General features: G+C 73.6%; 19 protein-coding genes. 12 read left to right on the plus strand and 7 right to left on the minus strand.

The window, feature by feature from the left end:
• Window positions 1–34 precede the first annotated feature (34 nt).
• Window positions 35–322, minus strand: a complete 288-nt coding sequence (locus AC0680_RS04605; RefSeq protein WP_478625089.1) for a hypothetical protein — start codon at window positions 320–322, stop codon at window positions 35–37.
• A gap of 84 nt (window positions 323–406) precedes the next feature.
• On the opposite strand from AC0680_RS04605, the gene AC0680_RS04610 reads away from it, so the two are divergent.
• The 3 genes from AC0680_RS04610 (at window position 407) to AC0680_RS04620 (ending at window position 3,939) form a co-directional block, all read left to right on the plus strand.
• Window positions 407–1,588: a site-2 protease family protein gene (locus tag AC0680_RS04610; RefSeq protein ID WP_478625091.1), complete on the plus strand. Its 1,182-nt coding sequence runs from the start codon at window positions 407–409 to the stop codon at window positions 1,586–1,588.
• A 41-nt stretch (window positions 1,589–1,629) separates the two neighbouring features.
• Window positions 1,630–2,370 (plus strand): PP2C family protein-serine/threonine phosphatase, encoded by a 741-nt coding sequence (locus AC0680_RS04615; protein ID WP_478624844.1) that lies wholly within the window; start codon window positions 1,630–1,632, stop codon window positions 2,368–2,370.
• An 87-nt stretch (window positions 2,371–2,457) separates the two neighbouring features.
• Window positions 2,458–3,939, plus strand: coding sequence for a protein kinase domain-containing protein (locus AC0680_RS04620; protein ID WP_478624846.1), 1,482 nt, complete (start codon window positions 2,458–2,460; stop codon window positions 3,937–3,939).
• Window positions 3,940–4,021: 82 nt separating this feature from the next.
• On the opposite strand, the gene AC0680_RS04625 is transcribed toward AC0680_RS04620, so the two are convergent.
• The 6 genes from AC0680_RS04625 to AC0680_RS04650 form a co-directional block, all read right to left on the minus strand.
• Window positions 4,022–5,593 (minus strand): serine/threonine-protein kinase, encoded by a 1,572-nt coding sequence (locus tag AC0680_RS04625; RefSeq protein ID WP_478624848.1) that lies wholly within the window; start codon window positions 5,591–5,593, stop codon window positions 4,022–4,024.
• Window positions 5,594–5,770: 177 nt separating this feature from the next.
• Entirely contained in the window at window positions 5,771–7,162 is a 1,392-nt protein-coding gene (locus AC0680_RS04630; RefSeq protein ID WP_478624850.1) for an MATE family efflux transporter, read from the minus strand.
• A gap of 3 nt (window positions 7,163–7,165) precedes the next feature.
• A complete protein-coding gene (locus AC0680_RS04635) occupies window positions 7,166–8,194 on the minus strand; it encodes a cysteine synthase family protein (RefSeq protein ID WP_478624852.1) in 1,029 nt (342 codons plus the stop codon).
• 57 nt (window positions 8,195–8,251) lie between these two features.
• Complete coding sequence (locus tag AC0680_RS04640) at window positions 8,252–9,625, minus strand: type III PLP-dependent enzyme domain-containing protein (protein ID WP_478624854.1); 1,374 nt, start codon at window positions 9,623–9,625, stop codon at window positions 8,252–8,254.
• Complete coding sequence (locus AC0680_RS04645; RefSeq protein WP_478624856.1) at window positions 9,616–10,644, minus strand: ornithine cyclodeaminase family protein; 1,029 nt, start codon at window positions 10,642–10,644, stop codon at window positions 9,616–9,618. The genes AC0680_RS04640 and AC0680_RS04645 overlap by 10 nt, the downstream gene beginning before the upstream one ends.
• Before the next feature lie 29 nt (window positions 10,645–10,673).
• The gene (locus AC0680_RS04650) at window positions 10,674–11,669 is read right to left on the minus strand and encodes a TauD/TfdA family dioxygenase (protein WP_478624858.1); all 996 of its coding nucleotides are present in this window, start codon (window positions 11,667–11,669) and stop codon (window positions 10,674–10,676) included.
• 395 nt (window positions 11,670–12,064) lie between these two features.
• Between AC0680_RS04650 and AC0680_RS04655 the strand changes: the two genes are divergently transcribed.
• From AC0680_RS04655 to AC0680_RS04695, 9 genes are all read left to right on the plus strand, one after another.
• Window positions 12,065–13,603, plus strand: coding sequence for an ABC transporter substrate-binding protein (locus AC0680_RS04655; RefSeq protein WP_478624859.1), 1,539 nt, complete (start codon window positions 12,065–12,067; stop codon window positions 13,601–13,603).
• Entirely contained in the window at window positions 13,588–14,610 is a 1,023-nt protein-coding gene (locus AC0680_RS04660; protein WP_478624860.1) for an ABC transporter permease, read from the plus strand. Before AC0680_RS04655 ends, AC0680_RS04660 begins: the two co-directional genes overlap by 16 nt.
• Window positions 14,607–15,485, plus strand: coding sequence for an ABC transporter permease (locus AC0680_RS04665; RefSeq protein ID WP_478624862.1), 879 nt, complete (start codon window positions 14,607–14,609; stop codon window positions 15,483–15,485). The genes AC0680_RS04660 and AC0680_RS04665 overlap by 4 nt, the downstream gene beginning before the upstream one ends.
• On the plus strand, window positions 15,482–17,008 hold the full coding sequence (locus AC0680_RS04670; protein ID WP_478624863.1) for an ABC transporter ATP-binding protein: 1,527 nt from the start codon (window positions 15,482–15,484) through the stop codon (window positions 17,006–17,008). Before AC0680_RS04665 ends, AC0680_RS04670 begins: the two co-directional genes overlap by 4 nt.
• Before the next feature lie 158 nt (window positions 17,009–17,166).
• On the plus strand, window positions 17,167–17,595 hold the full coding sequence (locus tag AC0680_RS04675; protein ID WP_478624865.1) for a nuclear transport factor 2 family protein: 429 nt from the start codon (window positions 17,167–17,169) through the stop codon (window positions 17,593–17,595).
• A 306-nt stretch (window positions 17,596–17,901) separates the two neighbouring features.
• Window positions 17,902–19,632 carry a sensor histidine kinase gene (locus AC0680_RS04680; protein WP_478625092.1) on the plus strand — a complete coding sequence of 577 codons (1,731 nt, stop codon included), beginning with the start codon at window positions 17,902–17,904 and terminating at the stop codon, window positions 19,630–19,632.
• 143 nt (window positions 19,633–19,775) lie between these two features.
• A complete protein-coding gene (locus tag AC0680_RS04685) occupies window positions 19,776–20,429 on the plus strand; it encodes a response regulator transcription factor (protein WP_468976331.1) in 654 nt (217 codons plus the stop codon).
• 177 nt (window positions 20,430–20,606) lie between these two features.
• A complete protein-coding gene (locus tag AC0680_RS04690; protein ID WP_478624868.1) occupies window positions 20,607–22,178 on the plus strand; it encodes an alpha/beta hydrolase in 1,572 nt (523 codons plus the stop codon).
• A 189-nt stretch (window positions 22,179–22,367) separates the two neighbouring features.
• Complete coding sequence (locus tag AC0680_RS04695; protein WP_478624869.1) at window positions 22,368–24,053, plus strand: sigma-70 family RNA polymerase sigma factor; 1,686 nt, start codon at window positions 22,368–22,370, stop codon at window positions 24,051–24,053.
• Window positions 24,054–24,115 lie beyond the last annotated feature (62 nt).

Below are 24,115 nucleotides of genomic sequence, written 5' to 3' on the forward strand. Positions count from 1 at the left end.
TGGCCCAACCCCTCCTCGGAGCGCGAGCCGCTTCTCAGAGCACCAGCCGCTCCGGCATCGGCTGCTCCACACCGTCCAGCTCCAGTGTGCAGCGGGGCACGGACGGGACGAGGTGGGGCTGGCGGAGCAGGACGCGGAAGGGGTGGGCGGGCTGGTCGGGCAGCTCGCCGGCCAGGACGTTCATGCCCGGACCGTGTTCCTTTTGGTAGGCGACCACCTTGCCGTCGACCAGCAGCTCGATCTCCCCGTCGCGGCCGGGGCCGACGTTCACGGTGATCGAGTGGCCGTCCTGATCCAGGTGGAAGTGGTGGCTGTGCCCCATGACGCACCTCCGGCGGTCCAGCGCTCCCGTCATTAGGTCCAGCGTAGATTCCGCGAGCGACAATTGGGGTGGGTGAGGACGACGATGAACGGATCGGTCCGGGTCGGACAGGTTGTCGGCGTACCACTGCGGATGCACTGGAGCGTTCCGCTGCTGGTGGGCCTGTTCGCGGTCGGGCTCGGGCGGCAGGCCCTGCCCGCCTGGACCCCCGGCCGCTCGGGTGCCGTCTACGCCCTCGCCGGCGTCACGGGAGCCGCGCTGCTCACCGGCAGCCTGCTGCTGCACGAGGCGGCGCACGCCGCGACCGCCCGGCGGAAGCAGATCTCGGTCGAGGACGTCACGCTGTGGGCGCTGGGCGGGATGACGCGGATGGGGCGGCCCAAGACCGCCGCCGCGGCCTTCCTGGTGGCCGTCAGCGGCCCGCTGACCAGCCTGGTCATCGGCGGCGCCGCGCTCGGCGCGGGGATCGGCCTGCAGCTGCTGGCCGGCTGGGCGGAGATCCCCGCGGTGGTCGCGCTGTGGCTCGGCTGGGCGAATCTGTTCCTGGGCGTGTTCAACCTGCTGCCCGCGGTGCCGCTGGACGGCGGACGGGTGGTGCAGGCGGTCCTGTGGTGGCGCACCGGTGACCGGGAGCGGGCCGATCTGGCGGCGTCCCGCAGCGGCCAGGTCATGGGCGTGCTGATGGTGGCCGTGGGCTGGATCTCCGTGCTGCGCGGGGCGCCGGGTGGACTGTGGATCGTCTTCGTCGGCCTCTTCATCATGATCGTCGCCGGTGCGGAGCGGCGCCGGGCCACGCTGCACACCGCACTGCGCGGCATACGGGTCGCCGACGCCATGACCAGCCCGGTGGTGACGGGTGCCGACTGGCTGACCGTCCAGCGCTTCATCGACGAGGTGGCGGTGCCCTCCCACCACTCCGCGCTCCCCCTGCTCGACTTCGAGGGCCGCCCCAGCGGCGTCGTGCAGCTGCGCAGGCTCGCGGTGGTACCCCCGGCCGAGCGGGAGAACCTGCGGGTGCGCGAGGTGGCGACCCCGCTGTCCCAGTGCGCGGTGGCCGCGCCGGACGACCTGCTGAGCGAGGCCCTCGAACGCCTCACCCTGCGGACCGGCACCCGCCTGCTGGTGGTGGACGGGGGCCGGCTGGCCGGGATCGTCACCGGCAAGGACGTCTCCCGGCTCATGCGGCGGCACACCCTGGGCGGCGGGGGAGCGCCCGGTCCGACGCCCGGCCCGACATCCGGCCCGACGACCGATCCGGGCGACTGAGCCCGACGACGCAGAGACGCAGAGAGGCGGCGCATCCAGCCATGCGGTACATCACCGTGACGGCCCTCAGCCACCCCGGCCTGCTCCGCGACCACAACGAGGACAGCCTGGTCGCCGGCCCGTGGACGCTGTGCGGCACCGTGACCGAGAACCCGCAGACCCTGGTCTTCCCGCTCGGCACCCCGCTCGTCGTCGCGGTCGCCGACGGCATCGGCGGCCAGCCGGGCGGCGAGGTGGCCAGCGCCCTGGCCGTACGGCAACTGGCCGCGCTCGGCCCGTCCCTCACCAGCGAGAGGGCCGTCCGCGACGCGCTGAACCTGTGCAACCGCGCGGTGTACACGGCAGCCGGCCGCGACCCCGACCTGCTCACCATGGGGACCACGGTCGCCGGCGCGGTCGTCCTCGCCGAGTCGCTGCTGGTCTTCAACGTCGGTGACAGCAGGGTGCTCGACGCGACCGGGGACGGCCTGCGCCAGGTCAGCGTGGACGACAGCCCGCCCCTGCCGCCCGGCCGCCGCACCACCTCCCTCGTCACCCAGGCGCTCGGCGGCGCCTCCCGGTTCAGCGCCATCACCCCGCACGTCGCCACCGCCCCGCTCAACGCCGGCGACCGCTACCTGATCTGCACCGACGGGCTGACCGACCCGGTACCCGAGGACGAGCTCGACGACCTGCTGCGGTCCCACGAAGACGGCCGGGCGGCCTTCGAGCTGTGGAAGTCCGCCATCGAGGCGGGCGGCCCCGACAACATCACGCTGGCCCTCCTCGGCATCGGCGAGTGACCTGCACCGCCCCTGGCCAGGGGGAACCCCGCCGCGCTCCAGTCCGTCTTCCGCCGTGTTGGTGTTTTCGGTCCGGGGAGGAAGCCGGTGGAGCACAGAATCCTGGGGGAGCGGTACGAGCTGGTGGAGCAGCTCGGGCACGGCGGGATGGGGACGGTCTACCGGGCCGTGGACCGCCGGCTGCGCCGTACCGTCGCGGTGAAGACCCTCTCCCCCGAGCTGGCGCTGCAGCCCGAGTTCCTCGCCCGGTTCCAGCGCGAGGCGCACGCCGCGGCCGCGCTCAACCACCCCGGTGTGGCCACCGTCCACGACGTGGGTGAGGACGCCGGGGGCGGGGCCGCCGAGCCGTATCTGGTGATGGAGTACGTGGCGGGCCGGACCCTCGGGCAGGTGCTGAAGGACGGCGCGCTGCCGGTGGCGCAGGCGGCCGACATCGTGGGGCAGGTGCTGTTGGCCCTGGACCACAGCCACCGGCACGCCATCGTGCACCGGGACATCAAGCCCGCGAACGTCATGCTCACCGCCGGCCAGCAGGTCAAGGTCGTCGACTTCGGGATCGCCAAGGCGCTCAGCGAGGCCGTCACCCGGCTGACCGGAACCGGCGTGGCGGTCGGCACCCCCGCCTATCTGGCCCCGGAGCAGATCAACGGCGCCGAGACCGACCACCGTACGGACCTGTACGCCGTGGGCTGCCTGCTGTACGAGCTGCTGACCGGGCGTCCCCCGTACACGGGCGACTCGCCGTTCTCCGTCATGCACCAGCATCTGGCCGCGGAACCCGTGCCGCCCTCCCGGCTGCGTCCCGAGCTGCCGCCCGCCGTGGACGAGGTGATCGTCCGGGCGCTGCGCAAGGACCGGGCGGAGCGCTTCGCCGACGCCGCCGCGATGAAGGCGGCGCTCGCCGCGGCGGTCGCGGCTCCGCGGGCCGTCCCGCTGCGGACCCCCACCACCGTCGACCCCGCGGCCGGGGCGGCGCTCGCGGCACCGTCGGGCGCCGGGCGGGCGGCCGGTGGTGGGCAGCCGGCCCGTGGTCAGCAGGCGGCCGTCGACGGGCAGGACCCGCCGGCCCGGCGCCGGAGCCCGGCGCGGGTGGTGTTCCGGCCGACGGCGGAGGGCGCGGTGGCACTGCTCGGCTGCCTGCTGACGCTGGTGATCTCCCGGGCCGACGTGATCGAGGTCGGCGGGTTCTCCCGGGTCGCCCTGCTCGCCGGTGTGGCGGGGGCGGTGCTGCTGCTGTGGTCGGCGCGGCTGGCGTGCGCGGTGGTGTGGGGGCCGGTGGCGGAGGCCGTGGCGGTCTGGTCCGAGCTCGCCCGCGGCTACGTCGGCTGGGACACCCACTACGTCATCATCGCCCTGGTCCTGGGCGTGGTCGCCGCGCTCTGCCTCGCCGCCGGCTACAAGGACGAACGCGCCGGCGGATTCCCGCTGGTGGCCTTCTGGTTCACCGGTCTGGGGTCGGTCTGGTTCTTCCTCGACGACCTGAACAAGATCGGCGTCTTCTACGTCCTGCTCCTGGGCGTCACCCTCGCCATCGGCACCCAGGTCCTCAAGGCGCGCATCCGGGCGTGACGTCCGCCCGGCGGGACGCGGGGCGCACCCGCCGGGCGGACGCCGGGCCCGAGGCGCGAAGGCCCGGGGGCACAGCCCCTAGCTAGGCCCGCAGCCGAATCCCCTTGACCGCGTTGTCGAAGACCGGCCGGTACTGGTTCCACTGGGCGTTCGGCGCGGAGAGGTAGACCACGTACTGCGTGCCGTCCGTGCCGCTGAAGGACAGCTCCACGGCCCGGAAGTCCCGTGCCTGGCCCGGGAAGGTGAACTCCCAGTACCCGGCGGGCCGCCCGCGGAAGGTCGTCGGGCCCATCCGGACCCGCTCGTAGCCGGGGTTGTCCCGGCGCGTCTGGTCCTCTTCGGTCTCCTCCCAGTGCCGCACCGGATCGGATCCCGCGAACTCCACGACGTCGACCCGCAGTCCCACCAGCCGGGTCGGGTCGACGTAGGCGACCTCGCCGCCGGGCACGTCCTTGGGGGCCCAGCCGTCCGGTACGGGTACCGAGAATCCCTCCCCGGCCTTCTCCAGGTGGTATCCGGCGGGCAGCGGTGGCGGCGGCGAGGGGCTGGGGTTCGGGCTGCTGGAGGCGGAGGCGGAGGCGGGGGTCTTGGACGGCGCGCTCGCCGTCGCATCGGCGTCGCCCCTGGGCCACAGCAGGGTGCCTCCGGTCACGGAAGCGCCGACCGCGGCCGCCACGGCCAGCCACAGCGCCGCCCGGCGGCGCCGGCCCCCGTGCGCCGGGGCCACGGGGTCCGCCACCGGCTCCGGACGCGTGGCCGGGTCGGCGGCGGGGGAGGCGAAGGCGGCAGGAGCGGCGGGGACGACCCCGGGGCCCGACGGGGCTCCGCCGCTCGCTCCGGCCGCGTCGGCCAGGAGAAGTTCGGCCCGGTGCGCGTCCATCCGCCGTCCCGGCTCCTTCACCAGCAGCCCCTCGATCACCGAGGTCAGCGGTCCGGCGTTGCGCGGCGGGTGGTACGCGTCGACGGCGATCGCGTACGCCGTCTCGATCGCGGTGTCCCGCTGGAACGGGTGGTGCCCCTCGACCGCCTGATACAGCGTCGCTCCCAGGGACCACAGGTCGCTCGCGGGGCCGGGCTCGGCGATGCCGGGCCGCAGGCGTTCCGGCGCGAGGTAGTGGATCGACCCGACCAGCTCGCCGGTCTTGGTCAGCGTGGAGGTGCCGGACTCCACGGCGATGCCGAAGTCGGTGAGGACGATCCGCCCGTCGTGTCCGAGCAGGACGTTGGCGGGCTTGACGTCCCGGTGCAGCACTCCGACGTCGTGTGCGGCGCGCAGTGCGGCGGCCATGGCGAGGCCGATCCGGGCCGTCTCGCCCGGCGGCAGCGCGCCCTGCCGCTTGACCACGTCGCTCAGCGTGACCGAGGGGATGTACTCCATCACGATGCAGGGCAGGCCCTCGTCGTCGACGACGTCGTGCACCACGATCACGTGGGGGTGGGTGATCCGGGCGGCGCTGCGGGCCTCGCGGCGGGTGCGTTCGTGGAGCGTGAGGACCTCGTCGTCGTGCAGATGCGGCGGGACGTGCAGCTTCTTCACGGCGACGTGCCGGCCGAGCAGTTCGTCCTCGGCCCGCCATACGGTGCCCATACCGCCGCGGCCCACCCGCTCCACCAGCCGGTAACGGCCGGCTATGAGCCGCCCCAGATCGGACACCGTCAGACCTTCCCCTTCATCGCACGCCTGAACAGTTCGCGGGAGCACCTTAGCCGGTGCGGTGATCCGGCCACGATGGCGGATTTCCTGCGATCCGGCAGGGCGTTCCACGCGCCGAGACGCGGCCGGGCGGGGACGGAGGCGCGCCACCACGGCACGTGATGTCACGCTGGGTGATCAGGCCGGGATCCGCCGGCTCAGGTGGCCGGGCAGCTGCCTGTCGTAGCGGCGCAGGAGGAGCACGGCGGTGGTGGCCAGGCCGGTGAGCAGGCCGAGCCAGATGCCGAGGGTGTCCAGGTGCAGGGGGTAGGCCAGGAGCCAGGCCGCGGGCAGCCCGACCGCCCAGTAGCCGACGAGGGTGATGCGGAATCCGCTCCTGGTGTCGTCGAGTCCGCGCAGCAGTCCGACGCCGATGTTCTGCGCGCAGTCGAAGAACTGCAGGACGGCGGTGACGAGGAGCAGCTGGGCGGCGATGGTCAGGGCCCGGTCGGAGCCGGCGTCGAGGAACGGCGCGAGGACGAGGTGGGGCACGGTCAGATAGCCGGCGGCGACGAGGGTCATGACGGCCGCCGCGCAGGCGAGCGCGGTGTTCTTGATGCGGCGTGCGGCGTCGGTGCGGCCGAGGGCGAGTTCCCGGCTGACGTGGATCGACGCGGCGTGGGAGAGGCCGACGGCGACCTGGAAGACGATGTAGACGAGCTGGTTGACGGCGGTGTGCGCGGCGAGGGCGGCGGGGCCGAAGGAGCCGGCCATCAGCGCGGTGAGGGAGAAGAACCCGGCTTCCGATCCGTACGTCGCGGCGATCGGTACGCCGAGGCCGACGAGCCGTTTGACGGTGGCCGCGTCGGCCCCGGCGGCGTTGAGCGAGAGCAGCGGAGCCAGCCGGCCGTCCTTCCGCGCCGAGGCGTACAGGGCGAGGAAGGACAGCAGGTGGACGGTGGTCGTGGCGACGCCGATGCCGGTCAGGCCCAGCCGGGGCAGCCCCCACACGCCGTGCATCAGCAGCCAGTTCAGCCCCGCGTTGACGGCTACGGAGGCCAGCGTGATCCGCAGCAGGGCCTGGGGGCGGCGCATGCCGACGGTGAACTGGCGGACGGCCTGGAACCACAGGCAGGGCAGCAGCCCGGGGGCCAGCGCGAGCAGCAGGGTCCGGGTGCGCGCGACGACGGCGGCGTCCTGGCCGAGCCAGGTCAGGCCCTGGCCGACGAGGACCAGGACGACGGCGCCGGCGAGACCGGCGAGCGTGGCCACCGCCAGGCTCGCGCGGACGATCGCACGGACTTCCCCGTGCTCGCCGGCCCCGTGCTCGCCGTCCGCGCCCGCCCGCTCGGCGCGGGCCGCCGCGGCGGCCGTCTGGTTGCCGACGGCGGTCACCAGGCCGACGCCCATGGTGCGCAGTTGGTTGAACAGGACCAGGGCCAGGCCGCCGGCCGCCAGCTCCTCGGTGCCGAGCAGGCCCATCATCACGGTGTCGGTGGTGGTCAGGGCGACTTGGGCGAGCTGGGTGAGGATGAGCGGGACGGCGAGCGTGGCCAGGGCGCGGCTGTCGCGCAGCAGAGTGGTCGGCATGGGTCAGCGGCTCCCGCGCAGCTTGCTCAGCAGCTCTTCGATCTCCCGCTCCGCCGCGGGGTCGAGGAGGCCGCGGTCGTGCATCCAGGTGTCGTCGAAGACGGTGTCCAGGTACTTCTCACCGCCGTCGTTGACGAGGGCGACCATGGTGCTGCCGGGTGGCAGCAGGGGCAGCCGGACCAGGGCCTCGTGGACGACGCCGCCGGCGGAGCCGCCGATGAGCAGGCCGGTGCGGGCGACGGCCCGGCAGGTGGCGAACGCCTCGACGTCGCCGACCTTGACGCCCTCGTCGATGAGGCGGAAGTCGACCAGGGCGCCGATCTCCGCGCCCTCGGGGGTGCCGGTGCCGGACTGGTAGTAGTCGTGGGCGGGGCCGCCGAAGGCGATCGACCCCTTGGGCTCGACGCCGATGGTGGTGAACGACGGCAGCAGCGTGCGCAGTTCGCGGGCCGTCCCGCAGAGCGCGCCGCCGGTGCCGACCGCGCCGATCAGCACGTCGAGCCGGCCGCCGAGGGCCTCGTACAGCTCGTGTGCGACGGGGAAGTAGCCGGCGCCGTTGCTGGGGTTGTTGTGCTGCTCGGTGAAGACGGTGTTGTCCCGGCCGCGGGCGAGGTCCTCGGCGAGCTCCTCCCGCGCGGCGGTGGCGAGTTCCTCCGTGCCGTCGTCGGCGACGTGGACGAGCTCGGTGCCCAGGGCCTTCATGGCGCGCAGCTTGTCCGCACACGCGTGGTGGTCGACGACGGCGGTGAAGGTGTAGCCGCGTTCGGCGGCGATGACGGCGAGGCCGAGGCCGGTGTTGCCGGACGTCGACTCGACGATGCGGCCGCCGGGCCGCAGCGCGCCGCGCTCCTCGGCGTCGAGGACCATCTGGCGGGCCATCCGGATCTTCGCCGTACCGGTGGGGTTGAACATCTCCAGTTTCAGCAGCAGCCGGCTGCCGGTCTCGGAGGCGGCCAACTCCAGCAGCGGCGTGCGGCCGACGAGGTCGGATATACGGGAGACCACGGCGGGGCGGGAAAGTGCTCCGGGCATCGGGCTACTCCTGTGCATCGGATACTCCTGCGAGGGGGCGTACGGGCCTCGGGCCGGTCAGCCGCGCTGCCGGTCCAGCCGCCAGCGCGGGCGCGGGCGTTCGGTGTGGTCGATGACGACCTTGGGCGGCAGCGGCAGGTCGTGGAAGGGCGACTCGTTGGAGTCCATCTGGTAGCCGGCGGTGTTGGGGTAGACCAGCAGGTCACCGATGCGGGGCCGGCGGGGGAAGGGGATCTTCCGCCAGCTGAGCAGGTCCGACTCCAGGCAGGTGGCCGCGCCGACGCTGGCGGGGTGGATGCCGGCGGGGGCGTCCGGGTCGCGGGAGAGCAGGTAGGGGTCGGGCAGGTACTCGCTGTTGAACCACTGCTCGGACAGGCTCAGGCTGGTGCCGTCGACGGTCAGCAGCTGATAGCCCGCGCGGTCCTTGGCCCCCTGGATGCGGAACACCGTCGCGCCCGCCTTGTCCAGCAGGGCGCGACCGGGCTCCAGCAGCAGCGTGAGGCCGGCGTCCTTGAGCAGCCCGGCCAGGCTGCGGTGGTGTCCTTCGGGCCGGGCGGCGAGCAGGGCCCGCAGCGCCCCGGCTCCGGCGGCCGGGGAGTGGTAGGGGTAGAAGTCGCCGGCGGTGAAGGACTTCGCCGCGTGGTAGTGCCCGCTGTGCTGCCCGGCGAGGAAGGTGCGCCAGCTGACGGCGTCGGTGTAGCTGACCGGCAGGCCGCCGCCGACGCTGATCCGGTCGGCCACCAGCCCCCGCGCGCGGGCCTTGAGGCACCGCTCGACCAGGCGCCCGGCCAGGTCGGCGCGGGGCTGCACGGCGTATCCGGACAGGTGGAAGCTGAAGCCCTCCATCCGCACCGCCTCGCCCGCCCGCGCACAGCGCTCCAGGGCGGCCTCCAGCTCGGCGTCGTGCAGGCCGAAGCGGCTGTGCGGCTGGGCCGGCGGCAGGCAGCGCAGCACCACCCGCGCCGGGCGGACCGGGTCCGGCCCCACCGTGGCGATCAGCGCGTCGAGTTCGTCGAGCGCGTCCACGGCGATCAGCGCGCCCTGCCGCACCGCCAGGCGCAACAGGGCGCCGTCCTTGGCCGGTCCGGTGACGACGAGGTGCTCCCCGCGTACCCCGTGCCCGAGGGCGTCCCGCAGCTCGCCGACGGAGGCGGTGTCGACTCCGGCACCGTTCGCGGCGCAGCGCTCGCTCCACACGGCGGCTTTGTTGGCCTTCTTCGCGAAGTACACCAAGCCCGCCACGCCCGCGTCCGACAGCGCGGCCCGCAGGGCCCGCAGATTGCCGTCGAACGCGTCGGGCAGCAGGAAGTGGAACGGCCCGCCGAGTGCGTAGGAGAGTTCCGCCGGCAGTCCGCTGTCGAGCACCGCCCGGGTGGCGGGGTCGGGCAGGGCGGGCAGCGTCGGCCAGGCGGACACCCCGCTCACCGCCACAGCGGCACCTCGGTTCCCAGGCCCCGCGCCAGCGCGAGCTGTGCGAAGCGGTGGCCGAGGGCGATGTCGGTGACGACCAGGCCGCTGTTGTAGGCGAAGATCTGCTCCTTGTCCGAGCCCCGGCCGGGCGCGGCGCCGGCGAGCACGGGCGGGAACTCGGCGTCCACCGCCGGGAGTCGGCCGTCGGCGTCGGCCATGTCGGTGCCGGTGACGTTCATCTGTGCCTCGCTCGTGGCGATGACCCGGTCGGCCCGGTGCAGTGTCGAGGGGGCGAGTCCGTGGCCGACAAGGACGGCCAGCGCACCGGGCCGCAGCCAGTCGGCCTCGACGGCGGCGGGCGTGTGGGCCCCGGCGGTGGCCACGATGACGTCGGCGTCCGCGGCGGCGGCCCGCAGATCGCCGACGACCTCCACGTCGCGGTCGGGGAAGTGCGCGCGCAGCCGCTCGCGGACCGCGGCGATGCCGCCGGGGTGGGTGCCGGACAGCATCAGCCGGTCCAGGTCCGGCAGCGTGGTCAGCAGGAACGGCAGGGCCAGGCGGCCCTGGGTCCCGGTGCCGATGACCAGGGCGCTGCGGGCGCCGGGCGCCGCGCATTCGCGGGCCAGCAGCGCGGAGGCGGCCGGGGTGCGCAGCGATCCGATCCGGGAGCAGTCCATCATCGCCACCGGCAGGCCGGTGACGTCGTCGTAGAGCGTCAGCGCGGTGTAGTAGTGCTGCTCGGTACGGTCCTTGTCCAGGCCGTGCTTGTAGGAGGTCTTGATCGCGACGACGTCGCGGGAGCCGTCGCGGCCCAGCATCGCGTAGGAGACCGAGTGCCCGTCCGGCGGTTCGACGGTCAGCTTGCGGGGGTTGTCGGACCGTCCGGCGTGCAGGGTGCGGTAGGCGCCCTCCACGGTGGCGACCACGTCGGTCAGGGAGATGTCGATACCGGCCAGGTCGGTGGTGGTCAGGATCCGCAGGTGCCGGTCGTCGCCGGATATCGGGGGGTCGGCGGGGGCGGTGATCGAGGTGTCGGTCATCGTGTGGTGCCTCCAAACCGTACGAGCGGTCAGCTGGTGTGCGCTTCGAGGGCGGCCTGACCGTAACCGTGCTCACGGGCTTCGGCCAGGGGACGGCTGCGGCGTCCGGGGACGCGGACCGAGGCGCGTTTGAGCCACCGGTCGCTGCCGTCGTAGCGGGCCCGGAAGGGCACCCGTCCGTGCACCACCAGGTCGTTGTCGACGACGAGGACCTCGCCGGGGGCGAGCCGCACGGCGACCGACACCCGGGCGAGTTCGGCCGTGAGCCGGCCGTAGGCGGCCCGGTAGGCCGGGTCCGCCTCGTCGAGCGGGGTGTACGCCGGGTCGAAGCGCAGGGTCAGGCCTGCTTCGGCCGCGAAGAGGGCGGCTACCGCGGGCGGTGCCTGCTCGGTGTAGCTCTGCGCGTCGGCGTAGGCGTCGTCGGGGAGGATCGGCACCACCGGCCGGGTCAGCACGGCGATGTCCTCGTCCGCGAGGCGGGCCCGGCGGATGCTGGCGGCGGTGGTGGCGACGGCGTCGTGGTTGCGCAGGCAGCAGAGCAACAGCAGGTGTGCGCGGCCCGGGTGGAAGGCGTCCTCGGTGTGCGGGCTGAGCAGCACGGTGCTGCTGGCACCGGTCTGCTCGCTCTCGTGCCCTGCCGAGGGGACGATGTTGTGGACGAACCGGCCGTCCTGCTGGCCCTTCCAGGCGAGCGGGGTGCCCATCACGGTGGCGAGCAGCAGCAGTTGGACGTCGTAGCGGGCTCCGCTCTCGCCCGCGGTGGCCCAGTCGCCGGGCGTCGGCCCGATGGCGTCGTCGTCGACGTCGATGCCGCGCAGGACGAACAGGCCGTCGGCGGTGTCGACGGGGCGGCAGTGGTGCCGCAGGGCGTCGCCGAACCCGGCGGCCGTCCGCTCGATCCGCCGCAGGAGCCGGGGGGAGGGGGTGCGGGTGCCGGATTCGGCGAGGATCTGCTCCGCGGCCTCGCGGAGTTCGCTCACGGTGCGCTCGTCGAGCTGGCGGACAGGTGCGGCTGCCGTGCTCATGGCATGGGATCCGTTCCGTCGTTCGGCAGGGGGAATCGCGTGCTGTGGGGAGCCGCGGTCAGGGCTGCGCTGATCCGTGACGGGCAGGGTGGAGCGGCCGCTCCGGGCGGCCGGGTGCGGTGGTTCGCCGACGAACGGCCCGAACGCTAGACATGAGACTTAGGCAAGGCAACCCTTACTGGCCGGTCCGGTCGGTTTTTGGCTGAATCTCTGATGTGCCGTCAAAAAGTAGGCACCGAACGGCACTTCGCCGACACCTCGGCAAGTGGAATCGCGATTCGACCATCCGTTCATCGGCGCCGGACCCCTTGCGGCATTGGTTGTCATTAGGGTAGGCAAACCTAAGCACCGCCACCCCCCAGTCGCCCCGAAGCGGATCGAGGACGAACGTGGACATGAACAGGCGTCAAGTTCTGTGGGCCGGTGGAGCGATAGGTGCGGCGGCGCTGCTGGCCGCGTGCTCGGGAAGCGGCGAGACCTCCTCCGGCGCCGCGGGCGGCAAGCCCCGGCGGGGCGGCACGCTCCGGGTCGGCGCCCTCGGCCGGGCCTCCGCCGTCACCCGCGACCCGCACGCCACCCAGGCCAACGAGAGCGACTACCTCGTCATCGCCCTCGTGCACGACACCCTCACCGCCCCCGGAGCCAAGACCAACACCGTTCCCCGGCTGGCCGCACGCTGGCGGGCCTCGGACGATCTGAGGACCTGGCGCTTCACCGTCGCGAAGGGCGCGAAGTTCCATGACGGCAGCCCGGTCACCGCCGAGGACATGGCCTGGTCGCTGCGCCGGCTGCGCGCCACCCCCACCGGCGCCACCCGTCTGCCCGGCATCAAGGCCGAGAACATCAGGACCGAGGGCGCCGACACCGTCGTCCTGGTCTCCGACTACGCCAACGCCGAACTGCCCCTGCTCACCCGCCTGACGACCTTCGTGCTCAAGAAGGGCACCACCGGCAAGGAAGTGGGCAGGGCGCCCGGCGCCGGCCCGTTCAAGCTGGACTGGTTCCGCTCCGGCAACGCCCGGCTCGTGCGCAACGAGGACTGGTACGGCGGCGAGGTCCTCCTCGACGCCATCGAGGTCAAGATCTTCGAATCCCCGCAGGCGATGTCCAACGCGCTGCTCCAGGGGCAGATCGACCTCGCCTCCAACGCCGGCGCGGTGGCCGCGCGCACGGCGGAGAAGCGCAAGGACATCCAGATCGTCCGCCGCCCCGACGACATGGCGATGCCCCTCGTCATGCGGACGTCCGACGGTCCCTTCGCGGACGCGAAGGTGCGCCAGGCGCTGCGGCTGGCGGTGGACCGCAAGGCCATGGTCGGGCAGGTGCTGTCCGGCTACGGCACCGTCGCCAACGACATCCTCGGCACCGGGGACCCCGCCTACGCCGCATCCGTCCCGCAGCGCACCCGCGACCTCGCCAGGGCCACCGCCCTGCTGAAGGACGCGGGCTTCGACACCTCGAGGACGTACCGGCTGCTGACCACCGAGGACATCCCCGGTCTGGCCGAGTCCGCGACCCTGTTCGCCACCCAGGTCCGCGAGGCTGGGGTGAAGATCGACGTGGTCCGGCAGGAGTCCGCCACCTTCTGGGACAAGACCTGGCTCAAGGCCGATCTCTACACCACGTACTGGGGCACCAACGACTCCGTCGTCTTCTTCGCCAGCAAGACGATGGTCTCCGAAGCGGCCCAGAACGAGGCCGGCTGGAAGAACGCCGCGTTCGACGCGGCGTACCGCGAGGCCATCGGCACCAAGGACGCGGACCGGCGCGCCAAGGCGCTCAAGAGGCTGCAGCAGATCGAACACGACGCGTCCGGCTACCTGCTGTGGGGCATGGCCGACGGCATCGACCTGGCCACCGCCCCGGTGCGCGGCCTGCCCACCCTGCCCGGCTACGGACGTGTGCAGCTGGAGGGGGCATGGCTGGACCGCTGAGCGGTACGGCGAGCGGACCGGCCGGCGGGCCGACCGCCCTCCGGCCGGCCCGGCCCGCGCTGTCCGCGGTGCTGCGCGCGAGCCGCCTGCTCGTCGTGCCGGCCCGCCGGCTGCTGCCGCTCGCCGTGCTGCTCGCCGCAGTCTTCGCCGCCGTCGAACTGCTGCCGGGCGACGCCGCCACCGCCACCGCGGAACGCGGCGAGAGCGCGGCCGACCTCGCGCAGCGCCGCCACCTCCTCGGCCTCGACCGCCCCCTTCCCACCCGCTTCGCGGACTGGATGACCGGTCTGCCCACCGGCGACCTCGGCACCTCGGCCCACGGCGAGGCCGTCGCCGACCTGATCGCCCGCCCCTTCCCCAACACCCTGCTGCTGGGCGGACTGGCCCTGCTGGTGACCCTCGCCGTCTCGCTCGGTCTGGGCTGCCTGGCCTCGCTCAGGCCCGGCGGCACCGCCGACCGGGTCGTGTCCGCCACCGCCACCGGCATCCTGGCGCTGCCCGAATTCGTCGTCGCGGTCGCCCTGGTCCTGGTGTTCGCGCTGTGGGCGGGCTGGCTGCCCGCCGTCACCCTCACCGGCGCCGACGGCGCACCCGCCTCCTGGCGGATGCTCGTCCTGCCCGTACTGGCGCTGTCGATCCCGCAGATCGGCTGGAACACCCGCATCGTGCGGGCCGCCCTCGCCGACGAGGCCAAGGCCCCGCACATGGAGACCGCGGTGCTCGACGGGCTGCCGCGCCACCGGATCTTCACCCACCATCTGCTGCCCGGGGCGATGCCCACCATCGCGGCGGGCATCGCCACCTCGACCGGCATGCTGCTGGGCGGCGCCGTCGTAGTGGAGACGATCTTCAACTACCCCGGTATCGGCGGGGTGCTGGCCGGCGCCGTCACCGATCGGGACAGCCCGGTCGTCGCGGGCGTCGTCGCGGTCACCGGAGCCGTCGTCACCGGCGTGCTCTTGCTCGCCGACCTCGTCCGCGCCCGGGCCTCCGGAGGCCGCGTATGACCGCCCCGACCGCACCGCACACCACCGCCCCCGAGCCCGCCGCCCGCAGCGCGCCGCCGCGCCGCCGCGTCCGTCGCGGCGTCGTCCTGCGCACCCTGCCCGCCCTCCTGCTCATCGCCCTCGCCACCGCCGGGCCGTGGCTCGCCCCGCACGCCGTCGACGCCCCGGTCACCGCCCCGTACGCCGAACCGGGTGGCGGGGCGCCCCTCGGCGGCGACCAGCTCGGCCGGGACGTGCTCTCCCGCCTGCTCGCCGGGGGCCGCGCACTGATCGCCACCTCCCTGCTGGTCGCCCTCCTGGTCACCGCGGCCGCCGCGCTGCTCGGCGCGTTCGGCGCGCTGCGGCCGGCCCTCGGCCGGGTCGTGGAGCGCTCGGCGGACGTCCTGATGCTGCTGCCGGCCGTGCTCGGCATCCTCCTCGTGGCGCTGTCGTGGCCGGGCGGCGGCCGCTTCGCGCTGGTCGCCACCGCCGTCGTGCTGGGGGTGCCGTACGCGGTGCGCCTGGTCTCCGGCGCCGCGGCGCCGGTCGCGGCAGCCGGCTACATCGAGGCGGCGGCGGTCGGCGGCGAGCGGCTGTGGCACCTCGTCGTACGCGAGGTCCTGCCCAACCTGCGCGCCACTCTGCTCGCCCTCTTCGGACTGCGCTTCGTCGCCGCCGTCTACGTCGTGTCCACCGCCGGCTTCCTCCAGGTCGGCCCGCAACCGCCCACCGCCGACTGGTCGTTGATGATCCGGGAGAACGCGGGCGGCATCGTCCTCAACCCCTGGGCCGTACTGGCCCCCAGCATCGCCATCGGCCTGCTGGCCATGAGCGTCAACCTGGCGGTCTCGGCACTCGTACCGCAGACCGGCCGGAAGGCGGTGACCGCGCTGTGAACCACCAGCCCGATCGGTACCCCGAGGACCGGACTCCCGCCGCGGAACCGGCGGTGACCGTCACGGACCTCACCATCTCCGCCCCGGACGGCCGGCTGCTCCTGGACGGCGGCAGCCTGTCGGTCCGCCCCGGCCGTATCACCGTCCTCACCGGCCCCTCCGGCTGCGGCAAGACCACCCTGCTGCGCGCCGTGGCCGGGGTGCTGCCCGCCGGCGCCCGGCGCACCGCCGGCCGGATCGACGTCCTCGGCCAGGACGTGCTGGCGCTCGACGCGGCCGACCTGCGCGCGCTGCGCCGCCACCGCCTCGCCTACGTCGGCCAGGACCCCGGCTCCGGCCTCAACCCCCGGATGAAGGTCCGCCGGCTGCTCGCCGAGGTCGCCGTGGACCGCGGTCCCCAGGCGCTCGACGATCTGCTCGCCGAGGTCCGACTGCCCACCGGCGAGGGCCTGTCGGGCCGTCGCGCCGGCGAGCTCTCCGGAGGCCAGCAGCGGCGCCTCGCCCTGGCCAGAGCGCTGGCCCGGCGCCCGGCCGTACTGCTCCTCGACGAGCCGACCGCCGGCCTCGACCCGGAGCTGCGCGACGAGATCGCCGCCCTCCTGCGCCACCTCGCGGCCCATCGCCGGCTCGCCGTCGCCCTGTCCTGCCACGACGGGGACCTGGTCGCCCGGCTGGCCGACGACGTCGTCGACCTCTCCCGGGCGGCGCCCGTGCCACCCCCCGCGCCCCGTACCGCCGCCCGGCCCCGCACCGCCGGCGAGCCGACGCTCACCGTCTCCGGCCTGCACGCGGCCTTCACCGGGCGCGGCGGCCGCCACCCCGTCCTGCACGGCATCGACCTCACCGCTGCCGCCGGCTCCAGCACCGGCATCGTCGGCGCCTCCGGCTCGGGCAAGACCACCCTGGTGCGCGCGATCGTCGGTCTGCACCGCCCCACCGGCGGCGCCGTGACCCTCGACGGCGTCCGCCTGGCCCCCACCGCCCACGGCCGCACCCGCGAACAGCGCCGACGCCTGCAGCTCGTACCGCAGGACCCGCTGGGCACCCTCAACCCCAGCCGCACGGTCGGCGCGGCGGTCGGCCGCCCCCTGCGCCTGCACCGGCGCACCGCCCGCGGCCGGACCGCCGCCCGCGTCCTGGAACTCCTCGAACGCGTCGGCCTGCCCGCCCACTTCGCCGGCCGCTACCCCCACGAACTCTCCGGCGGGCAGCGCCAGCGGGTCGCCATCGCCCGCGCCCTGGCCGCGGACCCCGACGTCCTGGTCTGCGACGAGGTCACCTCGGCCCTCGACGCCGGCACCGCCGCCGCGATCATGGACCTCCTCGAAGACCTCCGCGACAGCCGCGGCCTGGTCCTGATCCTCATCAGCCACGACCTCCACCTCGTCGCCGACCGCACCGACACCCTTCTGGTCCTCTCCGCCGGCCGGTCCGTCGAGTCGGGCCCCACCGCGCGGCTCTTCACCGCCCCGGCCCACCCGGTGACCGCGGCCCTGGTGTCGGGGGCGACCCAGCCGGCCTGAGGGCAAGCTATTCAAGTTTGACTAGATGGTTCGGGGCCGCTATCTTTTCTCGCGTAGTCAAAATTGATGAGTCCCTGTCGAGCGCCTTCGCGCCGTCGCGCGTTCCTGGTGCTTGTCAGGGGCTCGCACCCTGCAGCCGACGACCGTGAGGAGTCCGTGTGACCTTCCTGCCCGACGCCGGGTACGAGCCGACCGCCGAGGACCGCGCCGGCCTGGACGCCTGGTTCGCGGAGTACGACGCGCACAGCGCGCAGCGCGACGTGGCGCGGATGGCCGATATGGCGGTCTTCCCGCTCAACCTCGTCAGCGACGACACGGCCGGCAACGGCAGCTCGGCGCAGTGGGACCGGGAGCGGTTCATCACGACGATGACACAGGTGATGGGGGGCGGCAGCGAGGACATCACCTTCGAGTCCACGCGGACGCCGGTCTTCCTCTCACCCGCCATGGCCGTGGTCTTCTCGGACTCGGTCATGACGGCACGGGGCCGCACCCAGCGGCTGCGCTACGCCGACATCCTGATCAGGCGGGACGGGACATGGGCGTTCCAGACCATGATCCAGGGTGGCTGGGGCGACAACCTGTAGGGCCCGACCCCTCGGACACGTCCTCACCGGGGCGTGTCCGCCGGGCACCCGGACCCGGACAGCCGTATCGGGCATGCCGGGCGCCGATCGGTCCCGAGCGCCGGGCGGCCGCGGCTGTGGGACTTTGGTTGTTGCTCGTCGCGACGAAAGGCGATGTCGCCGGCGGGCGGGCTTGCCTAACGTAGCCGCGTGACAGGTGTGGAAGGCAAGGACCGTACGGAGCGTGCCGGTCGGACGTCGGCGGCGAGGCTGCGCGCGGCGTCCCGACGGCTGGCCGATCCGGTCAGGGCTCTCTTCGACCCCGGCATGTGGCCACCCGGGCGCATCGTGGGCGAGGTGCTGCTGAGCCTCACGATGGGGTTGACGGCGGTCGGAGTCGAGGCCCTGGCCGACAACGGCGGCACCGTACGCACCGTCGCCGTCGCCCTGGCCGCCGCGCTGCTGTCGCCGCTGCGCCGGGCGCTGCCGGCGACCGTGCTGCTGGTGACCGCCGTCGCCTCCAGCGGGCTCGACGGCCTCGCCCCGCTGCTCCTGGTCGCGTCCTGGTCGGCCGGGCGGCGGATCACCGCAGTCGGCCGGGCGACCTGCACCTTCGGCCTCGCCTACGTCCTCAGCCTCGCCCTGTCCGCGGCGTGGGAACTGCCGTACCTCTCGCCGGCGATCCTGATCATGGGTGCCCTGGCGACGCTGGTCGCGGTCATCGTGCCCGGCCTCGCCGGCCGCTACTGGTCGCAGCGCCGCACCCTGGCGGACACCCTCCGCGAGTACCACGCCCATCTGCAGCGCGAACGCGAGATGATCGCCGGTCAGGCCCGGATCCGTGAGCGCCAGCGCATCGCGCAGGACATGCACGACAGCCTCGGCCATCAGCTCGCGCTCATCTCGGTGCACACCGGTGCCCTGGAGGTGGACCGTGAGCTGACCGGGCGGCAGCGGGAGGCCGTGGGCGTGCTGCGCGAGGCGTCGGTGGCCGCGATGCACGAGCTGCGCGAGGTGGTGGGCCTCCTGCGGGACGGCACGGAGGCCCCCGGCCAGGGCATCCCCCCGGTGACCGCCGGGGGAGTCCCCACCCACGCCCTCGCGGCGCTGGGAGAGGAGGAGGCCAAGGCGCCGTCTCGGGGAGTGGCCGGCATCGAGGGCCTGGTGGAGGCGTCCCGGGGCGCGGGCGCGGCCGTGCGGCTGCGGCGCTCGGGGGAGGTGCGCCCGCTCGCCCCGACCGCCGATCACGCGGCGTACCGCCTCGTCCAGGAGGGCCTGACCAACGCCCACAAGCACGCCCCGGGTGCCTCGATCACCATCGAGCTGCGCTACGAGCCGGACTCACTGGTCGTGGAGGTCACCAACGGTTCCGCCCCCGCGGGCGGTGGCCGCAGCGTGGTGAGCGGCGGTCAGGGGCTGACCGGCCTCGGGGAGCGGACCCGCCTCGTCGGAGGCATGGTGCACGCCGGCCCGACGGCGGACGGCGGTTTCCGGCTCGCGGGCGTGCTGCCCTACACCTCGCCGGAGGGCGGCGCCCCGGGCCCCGCGTCCAGCGGCACGGCGGCGACGTTCGTCGACGGCACGGGAGACTTTCGGCAGCAGCTTCCGGCGGGCTCGCCGGGCGAGGCTGATCCGGTCAACGACTGGAACGGCATGCCGAAGGAGCTGGCCAAGGCGATGAGCAGGAGCAGGCGGGGAAGCGGGATAGCCATCGGCTGCGGGGTGGCGGCGGTGATCGCGCTGCTGCTGGTGATCGCCGCGGTCCTCGGGCTGGTCGTCATGGCGGGCGAAGCGGACAAGTCCATGATCGAGCCCAAGCAGTACGACGCGGTGACGGTGGGGCAGTCGGAGTCGGAGGTCCGCAAGGCGCTGCCCGACGGAGTCCCGTTCATCAACGAGAGCCTGGAGAAGGGTGCGCCGCCCGCACCCAAGGGGGCGAAGTGCCTCAGCCTTAGCTCCACGGAGTTCGGCAGCAGTCTGGACAAGACCCCGGTCTACCGGTTCTGCTTCAGGGACGGCAAGCTGATCGAGAAGAACTCCTACGAGGTCAAGGACTAGGCGTGTCCCCCGTGTCCCCCTAGCGGAGATCGGAGAGACACCCCCTGAGGGCGGCGCAGGGCCGCCATGCGCTCCGGGCGGGCGGATCGGAGATGATGGCGAGTGGCCGCAGGCAGGACCGCTCAAGACCGCGCAGGAGAGTCGTGATCAGGGTTCTCGTCACGGATGACGAGCCGCTCATTCGGGCGGGCATCAGGATGATTCTCACCTCGGCCGATGACATCGACGTCGTCGCGGAGGCGGCCAACGGCCGCGAGGCGGTCGAACTGGCCCGCGCCCAGCGCGTGGACGTCGTCCTGCTCGACATCCAGATGCCGGTCATGGACGGGCTGACGGCCCTGGCCGAGCTCCGCCGGACGGTCCCCGACACCCGCGTGCTGATCCTGACGACGTTCGGGGAGCAGCAGAACGTGCTGCGCGCCCTGGCCGAGGGCAGTGCGGGCTTCCTCCTCAAGGACTCGGCCCCCGCGGAACTGATGGGCGCGGTACGGGCCGCCGCGGCCGGGGACGCGTACTTGTCGCCGGGCGCCACCCGCCACGTAGTGGACTCCCTGGCGTCCGGCCAGACCGCGCGCCGCACCGAGCAGGCCCGCCGCAGGCTGGAGACGCTGACGGACCGCGAACTGGAGGTCCTGGCACTGCTGGGCGAGGGCCTGTCCAACGCGGACGCGGGAGCCCGGATCCATATGAGCGAGGCCACGGTCAAGACGTATGTGAGCCGGATCCTGTCCAAGCTGGGCTGCGAGAACCGCGTACAGGCCGCCCTCCTGGCACGGGACGCCGGCCTGGGGACCTGACCGACCCACCAGCGCGCTCGATCACGCCCGCTGCGGGTCCGCCGGCAGCGCACCTCCTCACCCGTGCCCTTCCTGCCGGGCGGCGTACGGCACGACACGACCTGCCGACCCGCCCCCTCCGAGCAACAGCCCACAGCCGCCCCCCTGTCACAGAAACCTGTCACAGAAAGACGACCCATGCCCGGATCGCGTTCTCTCCGTACCACCACACTCCTGTCCGCCTCCGTCCTCCTCGCCCTCACCGCCACCGCCTGCGGCCCCCGCCAGGACGACACCGGCCCCGCGACGCCCTACCCCACCAGCTCCTCCGAGGCGGCCGGCGCACTGCCCGCCTCGCTCACCGCCCAGAAGCCCAACTGGCGGCCCTGCCCGGCACCGTCCATCGCTCAGGGCGGCGGCACGGCTCCCGGCAAGCTGCCGGACGGCACGGCGTGGGAGTGCACGAAGCTGAAGGCGCCCCTGGACTACGGCAAGCCCGCCGGCGACACCATCGACCTCGCGCTGATCCGCGCCAAGGCGAAGAGCGTCGGCAAGCGGATCGGCTCGCTGCTCTTCAACTTCGGCGGACCGGGCGCCTCGGGCGTGGCCACCCTGCCGGGATACTCCCCGGCCGAGTCCCTGCGCTCGCGCTACGACCTGGTCAGCTTCGACCCCCGGGGCGTCGGCGACAGCGCGGGCGTGAAGTGCCTGAGCGACAAGGAGATCGACGAGCTGCGCGCCGAGACCCTCGATCTGGCCGGGACGGCCGAGCAGAACAAGAAGGCCGTGGCGGGCTGCAAGAAGCACTCCGGCAAGGTGCTGCCGCACGTCGGCACCGAGAGCGCGGCCCGCGACATGGACCTGATACGCCAGGTCCTGGGAGATGCCAAGCTCAACTACTTCGGCATGTCCTACGGGACCGAACTCGGCGGCGTCTACGCCCACTTGTTCCCGAAGAACGTGGGACGCACGGTCCTGGACGCCGTGGTCGACCCGACCAAGGACCCCGCCGAGGAGTCCCTGGGCCAGGCGAAGGGCTTCCAGCTGGCGCTGGACGACTACCTCGCCGACTGCGCCAAGAAGCCCGGCAGCTGCCCGTACCCCAACCCCGAGGACGGCCGCCGGCGGATCGCCGCCCTGCTGGCGAAGACCGGGAAGCGGCCGCTGCCGACCCAGAGCGGGCGCAAGCTCACCCAGGAGCAGGCCGTCGTCGGCATCGTCGCGATGCTCTACTCCAAGGAGAGCTGGCCGAGCCTTTCGATCTCGCTCTCCGACGCGGAGCAGGGCAGCGGCGACAACCTGCTGATGATGGCGGACCACTACGCCGGCCGCGACGACAAGGGCCGCTACAACAACATGATGACGGCCAACTCCGCGATCAACTGTGCCGACACCAGGCAGCGCCTCACCCCCGCACAGGTGCGGGCCAGACTGCCGGAGTTCCGCAAGGCGTCGCCGGTCTTCGGCGAGCTGACCGCGAAGGGCCTGCTCGGCTGTGAGGGCTGGCCGGTCACCGGCCGCAGCGACACCCCGCAGGTCTCGGCGCCGGGCGCCGCGCCCATCGTCGTCATCGGCAACGCGGGCGACCCGGCCACCCCGGTCGAGGGCGCCCGGAAGATGGCCGACAAGCTCGGTGAGGGCGTGGGGGTGCTGCTCACCGTCAAGGGCGAGGGGCACGGCACATACGGCGTGAACCAGTGCGCCACCAAGGCCGTGAACGGGCACCTGCTCGACGGCAAGGTCCCGGCGGACGGGACCGTCTGCTCCTGATCACGGCGTAGCCGGCGGCGGGGGCCCGCACCAGAGCCCCGCCGTCCGGTGCGCGCCCGTGGAACTCCTGCGATGAGGGTGCGCTCGGGTTCGCGGCGCACTTTCCGTTATCGTGCACCGCCGCCGGCGGTCTCCCTTGTGCCGGGCAGGAAAGGCGCGGACCGGGAAAGGGAGTGGACAGGCGTGGGCGTGAGCACCGAACACGACAGCGTGGTGGAGGCGGCGCGGCGAGGGGACCAGCGCGCTCAGGACGAGCTGGTCGCCGGCTATCTGCCGCTGGTGTACAACGTCGTGGGCCGCGCGCTGAACGGGCACGCGGACGTCGACGACGTGGTGCAGGAGACCATGATCCGCGCGCTCGGCGGCCTCGGCTCGCTGCACGATCCGGGACGTTTCCGGTCCTGGCTGGTGGCCATCACGATGAACCAGATACGCAACCACTGGCAGAAGCACCGCGCCGCACCGGCCGACTCCGGTCTGCAGGACGCGTACGACGTGGCCGACCCGGGCGCGGACTTCGTGGACCTGACGATTCTGCGGCTGGGGCTGGAGGGGCAGCGGCGGGAGGCGGCGGAGGCCACCCGCTGGCTGGACACCGACGACCGTGCGCTGCTGTCGCTGTGGTGGCTGGAGGCCACGGGCGAGCTGGGTCGGGCCGAGGTGGCCGCGGCACTGGAGCTGTCGCCGCAGCACACCGCGGTGCGCGTCCAGCGGATGAAGGCGCAGCTGGAGACGGCCCGGCTGGTGGTGCGGGCGCTGACCGCGACGCCCCGCTGTGTGCTGCTCGACGAGGTGATCGCGGCCTGGGACGGCGTCCCGTCGGCGCTGTGGCGCAAGCGGATCGCCCGGCACGCCCGTGACTGCACGGTCTGTTCGGGGTTCGAAGCGGGACTGGTGCCCGCCGAGGGGCTGCTGGTGGGCCTCGGCCTGGTGCCGGTCGCCGGGGTGTTGGGAGGGCTGGCGGGACTGGCCGCCCTCCACGGTGCCAGGGCGTCCGCCGAGACCGTGGCCTTCGAGGCGGTCGGCAGGGTCGGCGGCGCGGAGGTGGGCGCAGGGGCCGCGGGCCCGGGCGACGGCACCACCGTCGCCCCGTCGGCGGGCGGTGGGCATCGAATACCGAGCCGCACCCAGAGCCCGGGTCGGGGCCGCACACAGGGCCGGGCGCACAACCGCCGGCAGAAACAGCGGCGGCGGGCGTCCCGGACGGCCGCCGGTCTCGCCCTGCTGGTCATAGGCGGGACGGTCGGCGGGATAGCCATCCTGTCGCCGGGCGAGGAGCGGGAGACGGTGCGGTCGGCGCCCGCCGACGTGCCGGACCTCACCCGGCCCTCGACCCCCGCCGCCCCGCCGTCGCACACCGCCTCGAAGTCCCCCTCGCCCAAGCCGAGCAAGTCCGCCTCCCGAAAGCCCTCGTCGGCCCCCTCGTCCGCCTCCCCGCGCCGGTCGAAGAGCAAGGCGCCGACGGCGAAGCCCGCGCCGCCGTCCACGCCCGCGGCCGATCCCGCCGACACACCGGCCGAGAAGGTCCTGGCGCTCGTCAACGCCGAGCGGGCGAAGGCGGGTTGCGGCAAGCTGACCTCCGACGACCGCCTGGCGCGCGCCGCCCAGTTGCACAGCGAGGACATGTCCGCCAACGGCTACTTCGACCACACCAGCCGGGACGGCCGGAGCTTCGTCGACCGGGCCCAGGCACAGGGCTACCAGAACCCCGGTGCCGAGAACATCGCCCAGGGCCAGAGCTCTCCGGAGAGCGTGATGCAGTCGTGGATGAACTCGCCCGGCCACCGCGCGAACATCCTCAACTGCGACCTGAACACCATGGGCGTCGGCCTGGTCCCCGAGGACTGGACCTGGACCCAGGTCTTCGGCTTCTAGGGGTGTCTCTCCCCTGGCCCGCACCCGAGCCACCCTCGAAGTAAAGGCCGGGTAAACCCCCT

It is taken from the genome of Streptomyces sp. NPDC043738 (assembly GCF_056436545.1).